At 40.4% G+C, this 18,691-nt stretch carries 18 protein-coding genes; 6 read left to right on the forward strand and 12 right to left on the reverse strand.

The features are described 5' to 3' along the window. Window positions 1–623 precede the first annotated feature (623 nt). Window positions 624–2,204, reverse strand: coding sequence for a CPBP family intramembrane glutamic endopeptidase (locus FNW02_RS14620; RefSeq protein ID WP_191758264.1), 1,581 nt, complete (start codon window positions 2,202–2,204; stop codon window positions 624–626). A 126-nt stretch (window positions 2,205–2,330) separates the two neighbouring features. On the opposite strand from FNW02_RS14620, the gene FNW02_RS14625 reads away from it, so the two are divergent. After that, window positions 2,331–3,008, forward strand: coding sequence for a Uma2 family endonuclease (locus FNW02_RS14625; protein WP_191758265.1), 678 nt, complete (start codon window positions 2,331–2,333; stop codon window positions 3,006–3,008). Window positions 3,009–3,110: 102 nt separating this feature from the next. Here the strand turns inward: FNW02_RS14625 and FNW02_RS14630 are convergent, their stop codons facing one another. Further along, complete coding sequence (locus FNW02_RS14630; protein ID WP_191758266.1) at window positions 3,111–3,410, reverse strand: type II toxin-antitoxin system RelE/ParE family toxin; 300 nt, start codon at window positions 3,408–3,410, stop codon at window positions 3,111–3,113. Further along, window positions 3,407–3,628 carry an addiction module protein gene (locus tag FNW02_RS14635; protein ID WP_191758267.1) on the reverse strand — a complete coding sequence of 74 codons (222 nt, stop codon included), beginning with the start codon at window positions 3,626–3,628 and terminating at the stop codon, window positions 3,407–3,409. Before FNW02_RS14635 ends, FNW02_RS14630 begins: the two co-directional genes overlap by 4 nt. Window positions 3,629–4,200: 572 nt before the next feature. On the opposite strand from FNW02_RS14635, the gene FNW02_RS14640 reads away from it, so the two are divergent. Then, window positions 4,201–4,590 (forward strand): hypothetical protein, encoded by a 390-nt coding sequence (locus FNW02_RS14640; RefSeq protein WP_191758268.1) that lies wholly within the window; start codon window positions 4,201–4,203, stop codon window positions 4,588–4,590. Window positions 4,591–4,640: 50 nt separating this feature from the next. On the opposite strand, the gene FNW02_RS14645 is transcribed toward FNW02_RS14640, so the two are convergent. The 5 genes from FNW02_RS14645 to sufB all read right to left on the reverse strand — a co-directional run bounded on the left by FNW02_RS14645 (window position 4,641) and on the right by sufB (window position 10,594). Beyond that, entirely contained in the window at window positions 4,641–5,273 is a 633-nt protein-coding gene (locus FNW02_RS14645; protein ID WP_191758269.1) for a Uma2 family endonuclease, read from the reverse strand. A 234-nt stretch (window positions 5,274–5,507) separates the two neighbouring features. Further along, the gene (locus FNW02_RS14650; protein ID WP_191758270.1) at window positions 5,508–6,770 is read right to left on the reverse strand and encodes a cysteine desulfurase; all 1,263 of its coding nucleotides are present in this window, start codon (window positions 6,768–6,770) and stop codon (window positions 5,508–5,510) included. Between the two features lie 31 nt (window positions 6,771–6,801). Next, the gene (gene sufD / locus FNW02_RS14655; protein WP_191758271.1) at window positions 6,802–8,220 is read right to left on the reverse strand and encodes a Fe-S cluster assembly protein SufD; all 1,419 of its coding nucleotides are present in this window, start codon (window positions 8,218–8,220) and stop codon (window positions 6,802–6,804) included. After that, window positions 8,220–9,008, reverse strand: coding sequence for a Fe-S cluster assembly ATPase SufC (gene sufC / locus FNW02_RS14660; RefSeq protein ID WP_191758342.1), 789 nt, complete (start codon window positions 9,006–9,008; stop codon window positions 8,220–8,222). The genes sufD and sufC overlap by 1 nt, the downstream gene beginning before the upstream one ends. Window positions 9,009–9,154: 146 nt before the next feature. Continuing rightward, the gene (gene sufB, locus FNW02_RS14665) at window positions 9,155–10,594 is read right to left on the reverse strand and encodes a Fe-S cluster assembly protein SufB (RefSeq protein WP_191758272.1); all 1,440 of its coding nucleotides are present in this window, start codon (window positions 10,592–10,594) and stop codon (window positions 9,155–9,157) included. A 299-nt stretch (window positions 10,595–10,893) separates the two neighbouring features. Here sufB and sufR point away from each other — a divergent pair, with 299 nt between their 5' ends. Both sufR and FNW02_RS14675 read left to right on the forward strand, forming a co-directional pair. Next, window positions 10,894–11,646, forward strand: a complete 753-nt coding sequence (sufR, locus tag FNW02_RS14670; RefSeq protein ID WP_191758273.1) for an iron-sulfur cluster biosynthesis transcriptional regulator SufR — start codon at window positions 10,894–10,896, stop codon at window positions 11,644–11,646. Window positions 11,647–11,760: 114 nt separating this feature from the next. After that, window positions 11,761–12,021: a hypothetical protein gene (locus tag FNW02_RS14675; protein ID WP_191758274.1), complete on the forward strand. Its 261-nt coding sequence runs from the start codon at window positions 11,761–11,763 to the stop codon at window positions 12,019–12,021. Window positions 12,022–12,098: 77 nt separating this feature from the next. On the opposite strand, the gene FNW02_RS14680 is transcribed toward FNW02_RS14675, so the two are convergent. Next, a complete protein-coding gene (locus FNW02_RS14680) occupies window positions 12,099–12,734 on the reverse strand; it encodes a hypothetical protein (protein WP_191758275.1) in 636 nt (211 codons plus the stop codon). Window positions 12,735–13,069: 335 nt separating this feature from the next. Next, on the reverse strand, window positions 13,070–13,396 hold the full coding sequence (locus tag FNW02_RS14685; protein ID WP_162397781.1) for a YbjQ family protein: 327 nt from the start codon (window positions 13,394–13,396) through the stop codon (window positions 13,070–13,072). A gap of 752 nt (window positions 13,397–14,148) precedes the next feature. On the opposite strand from FNW02_RS14685, the gene FNW02_RS14690 reads away from it, so the two are divergent. Beyond that, the gene (locus FNW02_RS14690) at window positions 14,149–14,829 is read left to right on the forward strand and encodes a tetratricopeptide repeat protein (RefSeq protein WP_191758276.1); all 681 of its coding nucleotides are present in this window, start codon (window positions 14,149–14,151) and stop codon (window positions 14,827–14,829) included. A 3-nt stretch (window positions 14,830–14,832) separates the two neighbouring features. Here FNW02_RS14690 and FNW02_RS14695 read toward each other — a convergent pair whose 3' ends face one another. Beyond that, complete coding sequence (locus tag FNW02_RS14695) at window positions 14,833–15,735, reverse strand: ABC transporter ATP-binding protein (RefSeq protein WP_191758277.1); 903 nt, start codon at window positions 15,733–15,735, stop codon at window positions 14,833–14,835. A gap of 700 nt (window positions 15,736–16,435) precedes the next feature. On the opposite strand from FNW02_RS14695, the gene FNW02_RS14700 reads away from it, so the two are divergent. Continuing rightward, on the forward strand, window positions 16,436–17,113 hold the full coding sequence (locus FNW02_RS14700; RefSeq protein WP_191758278.1) for a hypothetical protein: 678 nt from the start codon (window positions 16,436–16,438) through the stop codon (window positions 17,111–17,113). A gap of 70 nt (window positions 17,114–17,183) precedes the next feature. Here the strand turns inward: FNW02_RS14700 and FNW02_RS14705 are convergent, their stop codons facing one another. After that, a complete protein-coding gene (locus FNW02_RS14705; protein WP_191758279.1) occupies window positions 17,184–18,089 on the reverse strand; it encodes a peptidoglycan-binding protein in 906 nt (301 codons plus the stop codon). Window positions 18,090–18,691 lie beyond the last annotated feature (602 nt).

The following is an 18,691-nucleotide window of genomic DNA, read 5'->3' on the forward strand; positions in this document are numbered from 1 at the left end:
TGCCACTATTTTAAAGTTAACGTTGGCAAGATGGGACGGAAGAAAACTCCTGATATTGTCTAAAACTCTTGCGCTTCTATCTAACTGTTGGTATGTTTAATCGCAACCCTTGGGATGGCAGTTTTACCGATTTTCAGACAAGAGTATCTTGAGAAGAATTAACTTCGATAATCGGCAAAAAATTCTATGCCACTGTCTACAAGTCCATCAGTATTATTTCCGGACTCTTTTTTGAGATGGTAGCAATTATCAAAATAGCCTTAGCAGGAAGTACAAGGATAGATACGCAAGATCTATCTTCTATTTGTCACTTCCTTTGAGGTTGCCTATTACCATTTATGTGAGTGCAAACATAATTTGCAATCCACATAAATTACAGTCAAAATCGCTTGGCAAGGCAATAACATTCTATACAGTGGCTAAACCTACTTAGATGAGACTAAGTGCTTGGTTAGATATTGGCTGTCTATATTAACAGCATTGTTTGAGTTGCTTTTGCCGTTAGCGTATTTGGTGCTAAGTTAGCATTCATTATGCTTATTACTAATTATAACCAGTAAATTGTTACTACATATGCAGATAAAATCAGATATTTTTGTTTTTGTCAACTGTAAATGTATGTATTAGTTAGTACTACTTCCTAAGAGAAATAGACTCAGTAGTGTACCACTATTCCAGAGGCTATGGAGGAGCATGGGAGCGAGGAGGTTGCGCGATCGCGTGTAAACTATTCCCAACACGATCCCCAATGCGGTCAGTGGCAAAATTTCCGACAAGCTCAAATGAGCAATGGCAAACAGCAAACTACTTACAAGAATTGATCCCCACACAGGTAAGTAACGAGTTAGGGAAGGTAACAAAAAGCCACGAAATAGAAGTTCTTCAAAAAATGGAGCTGCGATTGCAGCTGTAAAGAAAAATATACTAAGTGCTACACTATCTCGGCTTTCTAAAGCCAGCTGCAATAAAGGATTACTACCACCCTGTCCTTGCCATAATTGTTGATTAATCAATGAGACTACGACAACTATGGGTAAAGCCGCGCAATAGCCCCCCAGTCCCCACAAAAACCACTTGCCTTGGAATCGAAAACGAAACCAGAATTCTGGTAGTGGAAAAAACCGCTTGATAGAGAAATACAGCACTAACAGTGCCCCTGACGCCACTAGCAAATAACTAACTAAGACATAAACAGCCTGAACTCGCACATTACTAACGGGACGCGGGATGGGGAGCAAAGATAAAACTAAGGGTACAAAAAGTTGTCCCATCAAGAAAAATCCTAGGACGAAAACCTGTAAAATCGTTTCTGCATCCCAAGGCGTAGACCAAGACACATCAGCATTTTGAGCTAATAAAGCAGCTTTCCCCTTCACCAAGCGTTGACCAACTAAAAAAATCAGCAGCATCATCCCAATCAAAGCTGCCAATGTGGGGATAGTGCCAATAATTGCTAATTTAAACAAAGCTTGGGTTGCTGCTGCTTGTTCCGTGGCTTTCACTGCTGATAGTGCTTCTTGACGTTGCTGGAGTTGGTATAGTTGAACCAAAGCAGTAGCGCGAAACCAACCTTCTAAATTCTTTTGAATCAGTTGTTGGGCATTGGGTAAAAGACGGGGGGGATTACTCCACAATCCGAGCAACACGGCTGCTGTTTCACTAAATTCTGGATTGATATCTGAGCGTTGCTGCAAATCCGTCCAAGTCTTAAGAGCTGTATTTGTTTGTCCTTGCTGTGCTTGTAAAATTCCCAGACGCAAGTCCAATTCGCCCAGCAATTTTTGTAGTTGCTGGAGTGACTGCTTTATCTGTTGCTGTTGGATTGGGCGAGAGCTATTAGTTGCAGGAGGAACTTCCGGTAGAGGTTTAGGAGGTGTGGGAGTAGCCTGCGATTGAGAACTCAATTTTGCCAGTTGGTTTTTGGCTTTGTCTAAATTAGTTTGAACCGATTTACGTGCCTCCTGATACTGCTTCGTAGCATTTTCTAAAGGTTTATCGCCCAGTATTGCTTCTTGAATTCCTTGTAAATTATCGTTGTTGCTATCCTCTGCTCGCCATGCTTGTGCTTGCAGTCCGATATTTGTTTGGTAAAGTTCCAGGCGGCTTTGGAACTGAGGTTCTTGCCAACTGCTAAATAAAGAAACACCAGAAGAACCGATCGCTATCAGCGTCATTACAATTAAAAGCAACCGCTTGATTGTCATCTATCCCCCTTTGACTAACCAGTGGAGAGCGCGTCCCCCTTGGGAATTATCGCAAGAAAAAGTCAGAGGTGGATAAATGTTATCAATATTATGAATCTGCGTTAACTTTTAGCGATCGCTCCTACCATGCTAAATTACAACCCATTGCACTGCCTGCCCTCAGCCGAGGATTTGCCCGACTCTGACGATGAACCTGTGGATAATCAACTACAACATTTGATTCCTGGCTTGTTAGAAGCCATCTTAGCTTTGATATGGGCAAGTCGGATGGATTGGTTTTTTGGCGTTGATATGGGTATTTACTACGATCCTGAACAACCACCAATTGTGCCAGATGGATTTTTGAGTTTGGGAGTCGAGCGAGTTTTTGATGAGAACTTACGCTTAAGTTATGTGCTTTGGGAAGAAAAGGTGATGCCAACTATGGCGCTAGAAGTTGTTTCCCACAGGCGACGTAGTGAATACACCAGCAAAAAGAAACTATATGCTGAGATGGAGATTTTATATTACGTTATCTATAATCCCCAACGTCGCAAAAAATCGCCCTTAGAAGTTTATCGCTTAGAGAATGATGAATATGTATTGCAGCCAGGAAATTCTGTTTGGTTAAACGAGGTAGGTTTAGCTATTGGTTATGAACGTGGAACCTATCAAGGAATCACGCGGGACTGGTTGTATTGGTATGACGCACAAGGAGTCAGATATCTGACGCCAGAAGAAAGGGCTAGTGCTGCTGAAAAGCGTGCTCAAAGGTTAGCGGAAGAATTACGAAGGTTGGGGATAGATCCAGATTCTTTGAGTTGAGTGTTGTTGGGCGATCGCTTTGATCATACTATTACTAATGACTTATTTGAGAACAGGAATCATAGATGGTTCAGGTGATTGTAGGCGAGATTATAAAAGCGTTCAAATATTCCTGTTCTGCCATTGTTTAGGATTACGTTTGACGTGGTAACAAGCAATTACAGTGATCACATTTTCTTCTACAATATAAATAACACCATAGGGAAACCTACGTATTAATAATCGTCGTGCTTGTCGATACACCACGGGATAAGCTGAAGGGTTACGTCCGATTAATGCTAAACAGCTATCAAGTGCACGTACAAATTCCGAACCTACTCCAGAATCACGTTGCTCATACCATTCAAAAGCATCTTGAATATCCAGTTCTGCTTCTGGACTAATTATTAACTGATAGCTCATTCAGTTAAACCTAGTCTTTGCTTGACAGATTGCCAGGTTGAACCTTGGTTTGGGTTTTGGCGATGTATCTCCAAGCGTCTATCTAATTCTTGTTTTTGCTCATCGTTGAGAGGAACTTCATCGGGTGTGGTAAGAATGCTGTCCCATAAGTCCTCGGCAAGCTGTATACGTTCAGATACACTTAGTTCGGAAATATCGACTTTTAATATGGGGTGCATGGTTGTTGTTAATGTAGTTGCTCAATATAATCTTATTTTAGATTATAAATGACTTATCTTATTCACAAGAAAGTAAAGCATCAAGTTTACCTGATTCAGTAATTAAATATTAAATTTGTCTTTTCTTTTTGTGGCAAATCGGGCCAACGATCAAAACCAAGTAACTTACCAATCTCAGAATTTTTCCAAAAGGCTTGACGTTCAGCATAGGCCATTATCACATTTGTTCGTGAAAAGTCCAATTGCTTGGCATATCATCCACTGTTGCAGGGAAGATGACAGCCTCTTGTTCGCCCCTCTCTTGAGTTAGGACTCGCACCCGATGATATTTACCAGTTTATCAATCCTCACACGTCTAAGAGAGATAATACTGGGTTAGGGGTTCAAGAGGCGAGTGATAGCGTTTCGTAATAATTATTATTGGGTAGTCAAGTATAAACGCGCAAACTGTTTGTTAAACACATTGGTACTACATTTACAGGTTTAATCAAACTATATTTATTTACCGTATTTTTTGCATTGGCACAGTATATTTAATTGCTTAAACTTAGATATAAACAATTTAATTAACCATGAAAACTACTCTACGGCGGCAACTGACAATATTTGCTTTAACTGCCTGTGCTTTTTTATCATTTAATACTCAAGAAGCTCAAGCTCTTAGAAATCGTTCTTCTTTAAAAAGTGCTGCTAACATGGCTCAATCTCGCTTTACTTTTAAAGCAAGTTTTCGTGCAATGCAAATACCTGAAAAGGTTTATGCAGAAGATATTCTTATTATTTGCGAAGGATTAGATAGAGGAAATAGTTTGCAAGAAGTTGCCAATATTTTGATTCCTATTTACGCAAATGATTTTAAAGACTATGCTTTGGCTGTTCATTACTTTGAATCTGTTGCTAAACATGGAGCAATGACATATTGTAGCGAGCATATGGTTCAAGTAATGGATATTGGCTTTTAATTACTGCATATTTATAAGTGTAGTGGTTACATAACTAATCACTACTCTAATTATGCTATCTTCTCCCTCACCCAAGCTCGAAAAGTTTTCAGCAAAGCAATTTCCCCCATACTTTTACTCTGCTCAATAAATCTGCTTATCTCACTCACGGATACGAGAGGAAAGGCAATACTAAATTTACACTCGACATATTGCCCCTCTATCAACTGATAAAATTTTAAATCTTGCCCATCATATCTCCAAAGTTCAGTTACACCCAACGCTGCGTAAATACCAAATTTGTTAACTGAACTGCTGGTAATATCAATTTCAATTGCTAAATCAGGTGGCGGATCATTTTCTAAATCTAAAGTTTCCCTACCTCTAATAGCTAGTTCATTATGGATATAGTAGCAAGTATCTGGCTCTATTCCTCGCTTGGATATTTTCCGTTTCAATGTTGTAGAACCAGCACTTCTAACTTCAATTCCTAATTCTTCAGCTAGAGCTATAATAAAATTCCCAAAATTGCTTTTGGGATTTTCATGTTCAAAAAGTGGGGTCATAATTTCTAAAGTGCCACAGTCATAAGCAAACCGAGAGCCTCTATCCTCACCTGTATCTCTCAGCAAGGCTTCAAAGGTTTCCCAGCTAATGTTATGTAGCACTGTTCTTTGTTCTGCGGGAGTTGACTTGATAAGCATATTACAATACTTTTTCCGCCAGAATGTTAGATAAAATTCCGATAATTTTACCTGTATAATTAATATAGTAGTAGCTCAAGTCAATTTCAACTACTTGCCCAATAAGCTATAAAAACATCCATTCATAACATTTTAGGAGATCTTGTAAATAATTTAGATAATTAAATTGTGCCAACTGTTAGCAAGATATGCTGCTGATATTTGACACAATCAATGTCTAAATTTTTTGTAATTTTAAGCAAGGAAACCAGCAAAAAATTCCAGGGTTTCTTTCAGCGCTTTGATGAAAACGTCTATTTCTTCACGGGTATTATAAAAAGATAAACTTGCCCGTGCGGTTGCTGGAAGACCTAAGTAACGGTGTAATGGTTGAGTGCAATGGTGTCCAGAACGAATGGCAACGCCTTCTTGATCCAATAATGTAGATAAGTCGTTGGCGTGGACTTCTCCGGCTGTGAATGCAGCTAAAGCAGCTCTACCTTCTCCTTGATCATTTGGTTTGGGGCCGTAAATCCGAATTTGAGGAATTTGCTCTAATTGTTGAAATAAATAAGCTGTTAATTCGGCTTCGTAGGCGTGGATTTTATCCATACCTATGTTAGTAAGATAATCGATTGCTGCACCAAGAGCGATCGCTTCCCCAATTGCAGGTGTCCCAGCCTCAAATTTATGCGGTAATTCTGCATAGGTAGAATGGTCTAAAAACACCTCTGCAATCATCTCACCACCACCAAAAAACGGTGGCATAGATTCTAACAATTCCAACTTGCCATACAAAAATCCTATCCCAGTTGGAGCACACATTTTGTGACCGGAAGCAACCAACCAATCACAGTCTATCTGTTGTACATCTACAGGCGTATGAGGGACACTTTGGCAAGCATCAATTAATACTTTCGCACCGTATTTGTGAGCGATCGCAACAATTTCTTGCACTGGATTAATACAACCCAAAGTGTTAGAAACATGCACAGTTGAAACCAATTTGGTTTTGTCAGAAATCAGCTTCTTAAACTGTTCTACATCAAAAGTCTCTTCTGGTGTCAGTTCCACAAATTTCAATACTGCACCGGTCTTTTGTGCCACAAACTGCCACGGTACAATATTACTGTGGTGTTCCATCACCGACAGAATAATCTCATCGCCCTGCTGCAAATTGTTCATTCCCCAGCTATAGGCTACTAAATTAATCGCTTCACTCGCGTTGCGGGTGTAAATAATTTCTTGACGCGATGCAGCATTAATAAATTTGGCAACTTTGTCTCGCGCACCTTCATAAACATCAGTAGCTTTGGCGCTGAGAGTATGAGCACCCCGATGCACGTTAGCATTATATTGCTCGTAATAATCCCGCAGGGTATTTAATACGAGTAAAGGTTTTTGCGAAGTTGCAGCATTATCGAGATAAACCAAAGGTTTCTCGTTAACTTCCTGAAGCAATATCGGGAAGTCAGCGCGAACTTTATCGGCAAGGGTTTTTGTAGGGGTGAAAGTCATTGGTAATGAAATAGTAATTAATAATTAGTCATTAGTCATTAGATAAAGACTTCAGACTATTGACAGTGTTTAACAGGATTTCTTGCAAAGATGGAACTGGTATTTGGTTGATGATTTCGGCGGCGAAGGCATTAATTAACAAACTCCTAGCATCATCTTCATCAATTCCTCGGCTTTGCAGATAGAATATTTCATCATCCTCCAACTGGCTGACGGTAGCACCGTGAGCGCATTTAACGTTATCTGCTGTAATTTCCAATTGGGGTTTAGTATCAACTCTGGCTTTAGATGATAGCAGCAAATTCCGATTCAATTGGGCTGCATCAGTCAACTGTGCTGGCTTAGGAACAAAAACTTTGCCATTGAACACTGCATGAGCGCGATCGCCTACAATACACTTATGCAATTGCTTGCTTGTGCCGTGAGGATAGTTGAGTGCGATCGCACTGTGAGTATCCGCCAACTGCTTACCAGAAATCATTGTCAAACCATTGAGGTGAGTTTCTGTTTGCTCACCAGTTTGCAAAATCTCTAAATTGTGCCGCGATAACTTTGCACCTAAAGTTATTGCGTGACAAGTATATCGACTATCACGAGCTTGAGCGATCGCAGTCTTCCCTATATGAAAAGCCTCTGCACCTTCTTGCTCAACCCTAGTGTGACTCACCTGAGCATTGTCAGCAATCCAAATTTCCGTAACCGCATTTGTCAGGTAAACCCTCCCTTCCTTTGTGCTCTCTGCACCTCTGTCTTGGAAAGTTCTGTTCACCGGAAGCCGGCGCTCAGACTTTCCGCTGCGGTTCGTATACTCTTCAATCAAACTTACTTGCGAACCACTTTCCGCCACCACCAAACAACGTGGCTGCGAAATCGTCGGCGTCTCACCAACATCCGAAATAAACAGCAGATGAATTGGCGTCTCAACTACTACATTCTTCCCCACCCAAACCACAGCCACATCAGTTATCCCAGCGGTGTTAAGCGCAGTAAACACTTCCTGCGCTCCCTCAGCTTGAGCTAAATACTGCTTAACACCCTCTTGCTCAGATTCAGGCAACCCAGCCAAATTACTTACTACAACACCATCTGGCAAATCTGCAACTGCTGATAACTCAGGCGCATAAACGCCATTAACAAACACCAAACGACTGTTAGCAGCTTCGGGTATCAACGCTGGAATATCGGTTGGTATTGATTGCGTCTTTACTTGAAATTGAACTTGTCGCAGAGATGATAAATCAGTAAATCGCCATTCTTCTTCGCGATTGGTGGGAATATTCGAGTGACGTACCCAATTAGCAGCGCCATCGCGTAATTCCTGCAACCAACCCTCTGTTTTTGTTGCTATTACCTGCTCTAGCAATCCAGTTAGATAGCCATCTTTATCCAGCATAGATGTCATGCCAGCATCAGAGTTAGGAATGGGACTAGGAGATACTTGAATAGTCATCACACACCCACCTCAGTCGCAGCATCTTTCAAAATCCAGTCATAACCACGAGCTTCTAACTCCAGTGCCAAATCTTTACCACCGCACAAAAGAATCTGCCCGTTTGCCATCACATGCACGTAATCAGGAACAATATAGTTAAGCAACCGTTGGTAGTGAGTAATCAAAATTGTGGCATTTTCTGGACTCGCCAGCTGATTTACCCCACTTGCGACAATTTTGAGAGCGTCAATATCCAAACCCGAATCAGTTTCATCCAAAATTGCTAATTTCGGTTCCAGCAGCGCCATTTGCAGAATTTCGTTTCGCTTCTTCTCGCCACCAGAAAACCCTTCATTTAAACTGCGACTAAGAAAAGCGGGATTCATCTTTACCACATCCAGCTTTTCCTCAATTAAATCGTCAAAATCAAAGGCATCCAATTCCTCTAAACCCTGTGCCTTGCGACGGGAATTGTAAGCCACTCGCAAAAAATCCAAATTACTGACACCCGGAATTTCTAGCGGGTATTGAAACGCCAGAAACACACCAGCTCTTGCCCGTTCCTCCGGTTCTAATTCCAGCAGATTTTGCCCTTGGAAAATTATCTCACCGCCAGTTACCTCATACGCCGGATGCCCAGCCAACACTTTAGAGAAGGTACTCTTACCAGAACCATTCGGCCCCATAATTGCATGGATTTCACCAGAACGTACCTCAAGATTCAAACCCTTGAGAATCGGTGTCCCATCAACTGTAGCCGTCAGATCTCTTACCGACAGCACAACTTCGCTATTTTCAATAATCATGTTCTCTCCCTTCTCTTCTTTCTTAGTGCCTTCGTGTCTTAGTGAACCAGCGCTGTAGGCGGGTTTCCCGCCGTAGGCGACTGGTGAACCCAGAGGGTGGTGAAGTGAACCACTAAGACACAGAGACACAGAGGTAAACTTCAACATTACCCGACACTGCCTTCTAACTTCAGACTCAATAGCTTATCAGCTTCTACAGCAAACTCCATCGGAAGTTGACTGAAAACATCTTTGCAGAAGCCGCTAATCATCATCGAAATTGCGTCTTCTGAGGAAATGCCCCGTTGAGCGAAGTAAAACAGCTGATCTTCCCCAATTTTGGAAGTAGAAGCTTCATGCTCCACTTTTCCAGTGTTATTTTGTACTTGGATATAAGGGAAAGTGTTCGCGTGAGCATTATCCCCTATTAACATAGAGTCGCACTGAGAATAGTTTCTTGCTCCTTGCGCTTTCGGGTTTACTTTCACCAAACCCCGATAGCTGTTGCTAGATTTACCTGCGGAGATTCCTTTAGAGATAATTGTACTGCGAGTGTTTTTACCAACGTGAATCATTTTAGTGCCAGTATCGGCTTGCTGCATATGATTTGTCAGCGCTACTGAGTAGAATTCACCCACAGAGTTATCACCTACCAAAACACAGCTGGGATATTTCCAAGTGATTGCCGAACCTGTTTCTACTTGAGTCCAGGAAATCTTGGAATTTACACCCTGGCACAAACCGCGTTTGGTGACAAAGTTATAAATACCGCCTTTACCGTTAGCATCTCCAGCGTACCAGTTTTGCACGGTGGAGTATTTAATCTCGGCGTTGTCGAGAGCGACGAGTTCTACGACGGCGGCATGCAGTTGGTTGCTGTCGTACATTGGCGCGGTGCAACCTTCCAAGTAGGAAACATAGCTACCTTCTTCGGCGACAATCAAAGTCCGCTCGAATTGTCCTGTATCACCTGAGTTGATGCGGAAGTAAGTAGACAGTTCCATCGGGCATTTGACGCCTTTAGGAATGTAGACGAAGGAACCATCGCTGAATACGGCGGCGTTCAAGGCAGCGAAGTAGTTATCTGCAACGGGAACAACACTACCCAAGTATTTTTTTACTAATTCTGGGTGTTCTTGTAGTGCTTCGGAAATTGAACAGAAAATAACTCCATCTTCTGCCAGCTTTTCCTTAAAAGTTGTGGCAACAGAAACACTATCGAAAATCGCATCAACAGCGACGTTTGCTAATCGCTTCTGTTCAGACAGGGAAATGCCCAATTTCTCGAAGGTTTCCAAGAGGGTTGGATCAACTTCATCTAAGCTGTTCAGCTTTGGTTTTTTTTGTTTCGGAGCTGAATAGTAGATGATATCTTGATAATTTATTGGTGGATACTTGACACTCGGCCAAGTTGGTTCTGTCATTTTTTGCCACTGGCGATATGCTTTGAGGCGAAACTCCAGCATGAACTCTGGCTCGTTCTTCTTAGCGGAGATCAAGCGGATAACGTCTTCGTTTAGTCCACGCTCAATTGTGTCGGCCTCAATGTCGGTGACAAAGCCGTACTTGTAGGGTTGGTTGACTAAGGTTTTGACAGTGGCACTCATCGGTAATAGTCTCTTACGTTCTGTGTTCAGTTGAATCTCTATGGCAGTCGCTACAACTTTGGGAACTAAAGAAACGCGCTGCCTCTTTAAGGATGGAAGACGGGTTTGGGTTTAGCCGATTCCCATCTCGCGTTACGGAATGGTTACACGGCTGTTAGAATGGAGGTGGAGAATAAAACAACAACTATGTTGTTTAATGTATCTTCATTCATTTTACGCTAAATTAACAACAACAATGTTGTTAAAGTCAAATTTTCCCAGAAATTTTTGGGACGTTCGCGGAGCGTCTGCACCAGAAGATGGCGACTACCCACCAGTCCTCAACGAAGCAAGATATCCTGGAATATCTTCTGAAACACTCACAAGCAACGGCTTTTGAGCTTGCCGAAGTTTTAGATGTCAGCCCCCAAGCAATTCGTCGCCATCTCAAGGATTTGGAGGCGGAGGAACTAGTTTTGTACTCGTCGGTGCAGGCACAAAAAACTCAAAGCGACGATTTACAAAGATCTGAAGTTCGAGGGATGGGGCGTCCTCAGCACGTTTATCACCTGAGTCGTCAGGGACGCGATCGCCTGCAACGGACAATGAACGGTAACTATGGCGATCGCTACGGCGAATTTGCCGTTTCTCTGCTGGATACATTAGCAGAAACCGTTGGACGCGACCAAGTTAGCTCGATTTTACGAAAACAGTGGGAACGCAAAGCCCAAGAATATCGCGATCATTTGGGTAACGGTTCACTGCAAGAACGTGTTGCCAAGTTAGTCGAACTAAGAAAAGCCGAAGGTTTTATGGCAGAGTGTCACTCTGTAGATATTGATTCTTCACATGAAACTTCTGGGGACAAGCTAGGCGATCGCTTTATTTTAACTGAGCATCACTGCGCGATTTCCAATGTTGCCGAATCTTTTCCCAGCATTTGTGGTCATGAACTAGAAATGTTTGCTGCCGTCCTACCAGATTGTATAATCGAGCGTACCCACTGGATTATCAACGGCGAACATCGTTGTGGCTATTTGGTACAAGCTCGAAAGCAAAAGTGTAATAAGTAAATTCGTGTTCATATCTAGTTTAGTATACAGGTAATAACTAAGTGGTAAAACCTATTACTAATTAGCTATTACCTATTACTTATGAACCTTTAAGTTCTAAATAGAATTTATTTTATGGATTTACCATCACAGCAACCGTCAACACAGTTTTTAACCCTGGACGAATCAGCAACAGTAGACGCCGCTTTGTTGTCTTCTCCAGAAAAGTTTTTAGCAAGATTGACGATTTCATCACTGAAGCTTTTGAAGCATATTGCTCAAGAATACAATATTGCCATTGAGGATTTAACAGCGCAGCAAATAATTGCCTGGTTTGAAAAAGATGGCAAGATTAGGAGAGAGCAGGGAATTGAAGCTTCATATCTCAAGTGGTAATATTAATTTTAAATAAAAAAGCACCTTATCAAAGGTGCTTTTAAAATTCATCACAATTGCGTTTCTAGACAATTGTTTTAAGTATTATAAGTGGTAGCACGTGGACTGCGAGCTCCAGCTACAGCTCCAATCATTGAGGCTATTAAACCCAGTAAGGAACCGAACACAAACCACCACAATCCTGAACGTAAATTAGCTGCCGCTTCACGAGCTTGTTGGGCAGTTACATTTGCTTGTGGTACATTGACACCACCTTGCTGTTGTACCTGGTTTATTACTTCCCCAGCGTTGGAAGCAGCAACACCGAAAGCACCCGATACTCCGCTTGCGAGTAGCCATGAACTAACAGCCAAAGTTGTGGCCCAAAGAATTGCGCCGTTGAGAAGTGCTGTGTTGCGGTTCATTGGCCCACAAGCACGAGCAGTAACCCAACCGCCAGTAAACAGCGAAATCAATAAAGCAATGGTTGACCAAAGCCCCGCATTACCGGCAGCGTCAGGTGCAATTGTTCTGGGTGCACCTGAACCTTCAACAGTGCCGGCTGCTACCGCACCAATAATAGCGCTCAAAATTAATTGAGTAGCTAATGCAACCAGTAAGCCAGAAATAATCGGCCCCCAGCGAACAAGATCATGATATTCAGCTACTCGACCCACTACCACAGGGTCAGGAGGAACAACATCGGAATTTCCTACCCGATTTACATATGACATAGTCTATTTTCTCCGTTGCTGCTTCAGCAAACTTTTTTCATCCGGTACATTGATGCTTATTGTTTAAAAATAAATTGTTCTCAGGAGTTTTAACATCTATCAATAGAAATAATTAATAACTATATCTCTAGGAATAATGATTATATATGGATTCAAAAATTTTTAGTTCAACCTTAAAGTTCATCTTAGCTTTTTATATTTTCTTCATATAAATTTGCAAACTTAAATACACTTATTAACTGCTGTAGCAAATCATTTTTAATTCTGAATAGATACAAGATGTAGACATTTTTCATAAAAACTAGAAGTAAACTAATTAGAAAGCAAAGCTCAGGTTAACGCATTTTCACAGCAGTGCCCGTAGCAGTAATTAACAACAGAACTCCTGACTGATCAATATTGATTGTGCCAGTATCAATTTCAATACCGATTACAGCATTTGCTCCTAAACGTTGTGCCCGTTGTTCTAACTCTTCTAAAGCCTTTCTTTGACCTTGTTCAAATAGACGCTCATAGCTAGCAGTTCTACCGCCGATAATGTCTCGAATACCAGCCAAAAAATCTCGTAGAAAATTACTACCATAAACTACTTCCGCCGTCACAATGCCTAAATATGAGTCAATAACGGCTCCTTGAATCACATCAGTAGTAGTGATAATCACAACTTAGCCTCACAAACAGTATATAGTTGATATTTTTGTCAAGTGTTTATAAAAATTCTTAAGCAACTGTAACTCATGGTTGCACATACAAAATTTAGCTATGCAAGTTTCAAAACCTCAATTAAGTCTGGCTTAGGAGACTTAACTTATGGAGATCATGCCTTCTATGAGTATAGAAGCAGACAGATTTTATCAACACTATTCCATATAATTTTAGATTAGTCTTGCCACTATAATCTCATTTTTACAGTCATCTTAAGTAAAGATTTAGAATTTGAAGGAACATTTTGCTTTTTGGATTTATCTTACTTGCTTGATGACTAAAAAAAGGATAAAGCATAAATGATTAAAAATATGGAAAAATTGGATACATGAGTAAGTTATCAAGTTAAATAATAAACATGAATTATCACCAAGAATGAATGCTGAATACTTCTATAGATAAGCGTCTTGTCTATCTAAAAGTAAGTGAGATACCTATCGAGTTACTCCAAATGGCAAGTATAACTACTGAGTAAATAAAGTATATTTTTGGCATATACCTGAACAATCTTGGAGAATGTACTTGATTATTTATACCTTATATCGAATTGTTCAGTAAAAACTCTGAAGATAATGCTGTATGTAAACAAGGGTAAAGATAGGATGAATTATTAACATTTCATAAATGCGAATAAATACAGTTTTCAAAGCTCAATAATTTTGTTTTAATGTACAAGAAAAAAATTCACTACAATACCGGGAAATTTACTGTGTACAAGCCGAAATCATTAGTATTTAGTGTTCTATTATCAGGATGTTTTGCTGTCACTATACCAGCGATCGCACAGGCTCAAGTATTGGTGGTACAAGCCAGAAACGTAGAATTAAAGCAACTACTAGAGGACGGACGGAGGTTGGTAGATACTGGCGATTACAGTGGTGCGATCGCTGTTTATCAACAAGCAGCTACCCTAGCTCCTAAGAATGCCAAAATTCATTCTGGTATTGGTTACTTACACGCTCAACAAGGAAATTACCGAGCGGCTTTAACTGCTTATCGTCGTGCTATTGCCATTAATCCCACCAATAGTGATTTTTATTACGCGGTGGGTTACATCAAAGCCAATTTGGGAGATACCGCTGGAGCGAAAGAAGGCTATCGTCGTGCCATACAACTAAATCGCAATAATGTTAATGCTTATTTAGGATTGGGTGTGACGCAATCACGTTTAGGAGACTACGGTGCAGCCGCTTGGGCATACGAGCAAGCAGTCAATCTAGATAGAAGCAATGCCCAGACTTATGAGTTGATGGGGACGATGTATAAACAGCGACGACAAACCAAACAAGCGAGTAGCGTGCTCCAAAAAGCCCGTGACTTGTACAAGCGACGCAATGATCGAGATGGCGTAGACAGGGTAGAAGCAATGCTTAGACAGTTAGGAAGATGAGGTTTAATCTAACTGGCGTCCCGTTAATTCTACAAAAATATCTTCCAGGTTAGAGGGACGCACCATCATACCGGTTTTATCGGGCTGTTCATTCAAATAGTTGTTCGCTTCTTCCAGAGAAGGGAAAAACAGGTATTCCCAGTTACGTGCGCTATCACTTCCTGCTTCGCTAATACCCAACTGCTTCATTACCAAACCTTCACCGTGAGCAGAGTGCAACTGTTTTAGCGTTCCCAAGGAAATCAGTTTACCGCTATCCATAATACCGATGCGTCCTGGCTGAGTAGAACCAAAAGCATCACACAAAAATTCCACCTCATCCATGTAATGGGTTGTGAGTAGCATCGTCATTCCCTGCTTATTCAAATCTCGAATAATTTCCCAAAGGCGTCGTCTGGTTTGAGGGTCTAATCCTACCGTTGGTTCATCCAAAAATAAAATTTGCGGTTGATGCAATAAAGCTCTCGCTATCTGTAAGCGTCGTTTCATACCTCCAGACAGGGTTTTTACCAAATCATCGCGTCTGTCTGCTAACTCAACATACTCTAGCCATTGACGAATTAGTTGCTGTCGCTGCGGGTTGGCTATGTGATGTAGTCTTCCATGCAACTCCATATTTTCCCATACGGTTAAATCAGTATCTACACTAGTTTGTTGCAAAACTACGCCAATACTCTGTTTTGCCAGTATGGCTTGACTCACTACATCATAACCACCGACTTCTATCCGTCCTTGGGACGGTTTTGTCAGTGTAGTTAGCATCCGAATTGTAGTTGATTTACCCGCACCGTTAGGGCCAAGTAGAGCAAATATCTCCCCGGCTTCAATTGTGAATGAGAGGTCATTCACTACAGGGACGTTGTTGTAGAACTTGTAGATATTTTCTAGCAAGACAGCAGTAGTCATTTATCCTTTGACTCAAAGAGTTGATCAATCACAGTAAGATTATTGTGTCAGATGCGATCGCTCCTTGCTAGCCTGTTGTGTACATGAATACTTAAGAAGACAAAAATAGTTATTATTTAGAAATAATATTGCCTAAAATTTTATACGAAAACATTTCAGTAATTATAAAAGTATAAAGCTTCACTCTGCTTTAGTTAAAACTTATTAGCAGATTAATTTTATAAATAAAAAAATAATAAATAATATATATTTCTTTGGTAAAGATGTTTCATAGCTGTTGCTTTATCAAAATGCTACTGGCATTTTGATAATCAATTAAAGTTTAAGAAAATTGCAATTTTAAAATACTTGTCGTTGTTTACCATAAAATTACACACCATTTGACCAATATACAAATACTTTCGGTGGACGCACCCAACTTAGACAGTGCATCTAAGTACTTAGGACTTACGCAAGAACTCTCTGAAACTATTATTTCTTTGTGTCCTTCTCTGACGAGACGCTGCGCGAATGCGTCCTTAGCGGTAGCCTACGGCAAGCCGCTCCGCGTCTACGTTCTTTCATGATTTTGCGTAAGTCCTGGTACTGTTAATCAGTCATTTTTTTAAATAATCAGGGTGCATTTCCCGGCATTTCTAGCTGCTGAGAGGATAACGCATTGCTGTAGTTTGTGTACTTTTGCTTTGGAGAAATCAAATCAATGACTATTAATCTACTTATGAAATTATCAATGGTAACTGCAAGTGCAACCCTAGGAGTTGCCGTGTTGAGTAATATGGGGATTGCTTCTGTTAGTGCTGCACAATTTAGGGTTTCGGGAAAATTTGCCCCACAAGCTATTGTGAGTGAGGAAGGAATAGCTTCGCAGTTGCAAAATGGCTTTTTTGATGGAACTTTTGAAGTAGGTGAACTTGATGATGAAAGGAGTATGACAAATTGGAATTTTAATTTACGTAACTATTTGGGAAATATTGTATACACATTAGCTTCCAATGATGAATCTTTCTATACAAATTCTTTGGCAGCCAGTAACGATACTTTTAGTAATGTTCTTGCCTTTAACTTCCTATATCAAAAGTTAGAAACAATTAACAACAATTATAACATTCATTTAGCAGTTTTTAACATAAACTTTGATACACAAAATTTTGTGGGAGAAACTATACCTAACTTTAGCTTTCCGAGTTTTTCCTACAATGAAGCTGAAATATTTTTAGAGCAAGGCAAGATATTATATTCTTTTGCGAGACGTGAAGAAATTAACATTGCATCCGGCAGAAGCGAAATGGTTCCCGAACCTCTTACTGTAGCCAGTACAGTAGTTGCTGGGATTATGGGCTGGTGGATAAAGCGCCAAAAAGCGTCACAAGAATTATAGTTTTGTTCCGCAAAGCTATTGGCTAGTAATAGGTAATAGATTAGCTGCTAATTACCCATTACCTGTTACCTTATCGTGGGAATGTTTTCAATAAATCATCTCCAGGAATCACTGTAGTATAGAAAACATAATCATTATTGCTTACATAACGGCGGTCTTGTTTAATTATCGCCATGAACTCTCGGTGTCCTTCACGCCTACGTCCTACTAAACAACCTGCACTGGCATTCTTGATATCATTTGCAGGCGCATCATAACCCCAGTGTTGATTTACAAGAAAAAGTCCTGTATCAAGTTTGTCGCCAGTCCGTTGAAAGTCTTTGTTGAAATCTCGGTGAACAGTAATGGGCGCAACTTGTACTAATGCTTGATGACGATCTGCATTACCATGCGACCCCACAGCCCAAGCTTTGTATTGCCCAAATTTAATTCTGGCAGCTCCTCCAGAATTCATAGGATTTAAGGTATAGTATCTACCTGGTTCAGTAGTAGCTTGCCAGTGATTGACAATTTTGGGAATACCATCTACTACTTCAATAACAATCCGCCGATCATTAAATTGATTGGGTGGATCACTATTGAGGCTCCAGTCTTCGTTAATTCCTTCTATATAAACAATATTGTATTCTCTAAGGTTGGTAAACACCTGATAGTTTTTTGCCTGCATATATTTGATAATCTTGCTGGCAATGTCACTACCTAATTTTAAAGGTGGTTTGGGTAGTTCCTCTGGTTTAGTTTCAATGAGTTTTTTAGCTGTAACTGTTCCTAAAAATTCGTTTTCTTCAGTCTTTGTTAAGTCTTGAAATTTTTTGAGGGCTGCTACAGAAACCGGGCCAAATTTACCATCAGATGGAGGCTCTAAAAGACCCAAGCCAATTAACAGGATTTGAATCTGACGAGACAAATCTGTATCCTGAGCGATCGCCTCAAATCCCCATTTCTCCTCTTTTCCCAAAAAATCTTGTAGTTTCATATTGCACCTGTATTCATTTACCTACGACTTATGCATTAACAAAAAGATAATTATGTGAAAAAGCTGTAATCTCTTCTTTCACATGCTCCTGTGACTGCAAAATTTCATATTTACCTAACAACTATAGATATAGGAATTACGCAAAAATCCCCAAAAAGCTGAATTTATCGTTCGCCTTGGGGGAAACCTCCAAGACCACAGTGGCTCCCCAAGACTGGACTGCTTCACCCAGACGCCAATAACGCCGAGAATTCGTATAGCATGCGTAAGTCTCAAACTAAAAGAATAAGTCCAAGTCATCAGGTAGGCATCGTCATAAGTGGAAACTACATTTCCAACTTTGGAAATAGCAGTGAGGGAAAACTTCTTAACCCTAAAAGAAGCGCTCATGCATACCACTATCTATTTGCAATGCATGTATTTTATACTACTATGCATATAAGTACAAACATCACCTTTGATACCGATGTTGTTTGAAACTATACTCTCATACACGAGAAGATGTCAAAAATTTTACTATAGACTCTAAAAAAATTAATATTTTGTATAAAATAAAGCAAGAAGTCTAATATTTTAGAAAATAAGTAATGGGTATTAAGCTC

The sequence above is a fragment of the Komarekiella delphini-convector SJRDD-AB1 genome (assembly GCF_014831675.1).
Lineage (GTDB): Bacteria > Cyanobacteriota > Cyanobacteriia > Cyanobacteriales > Nostocaceae > Komarekiella.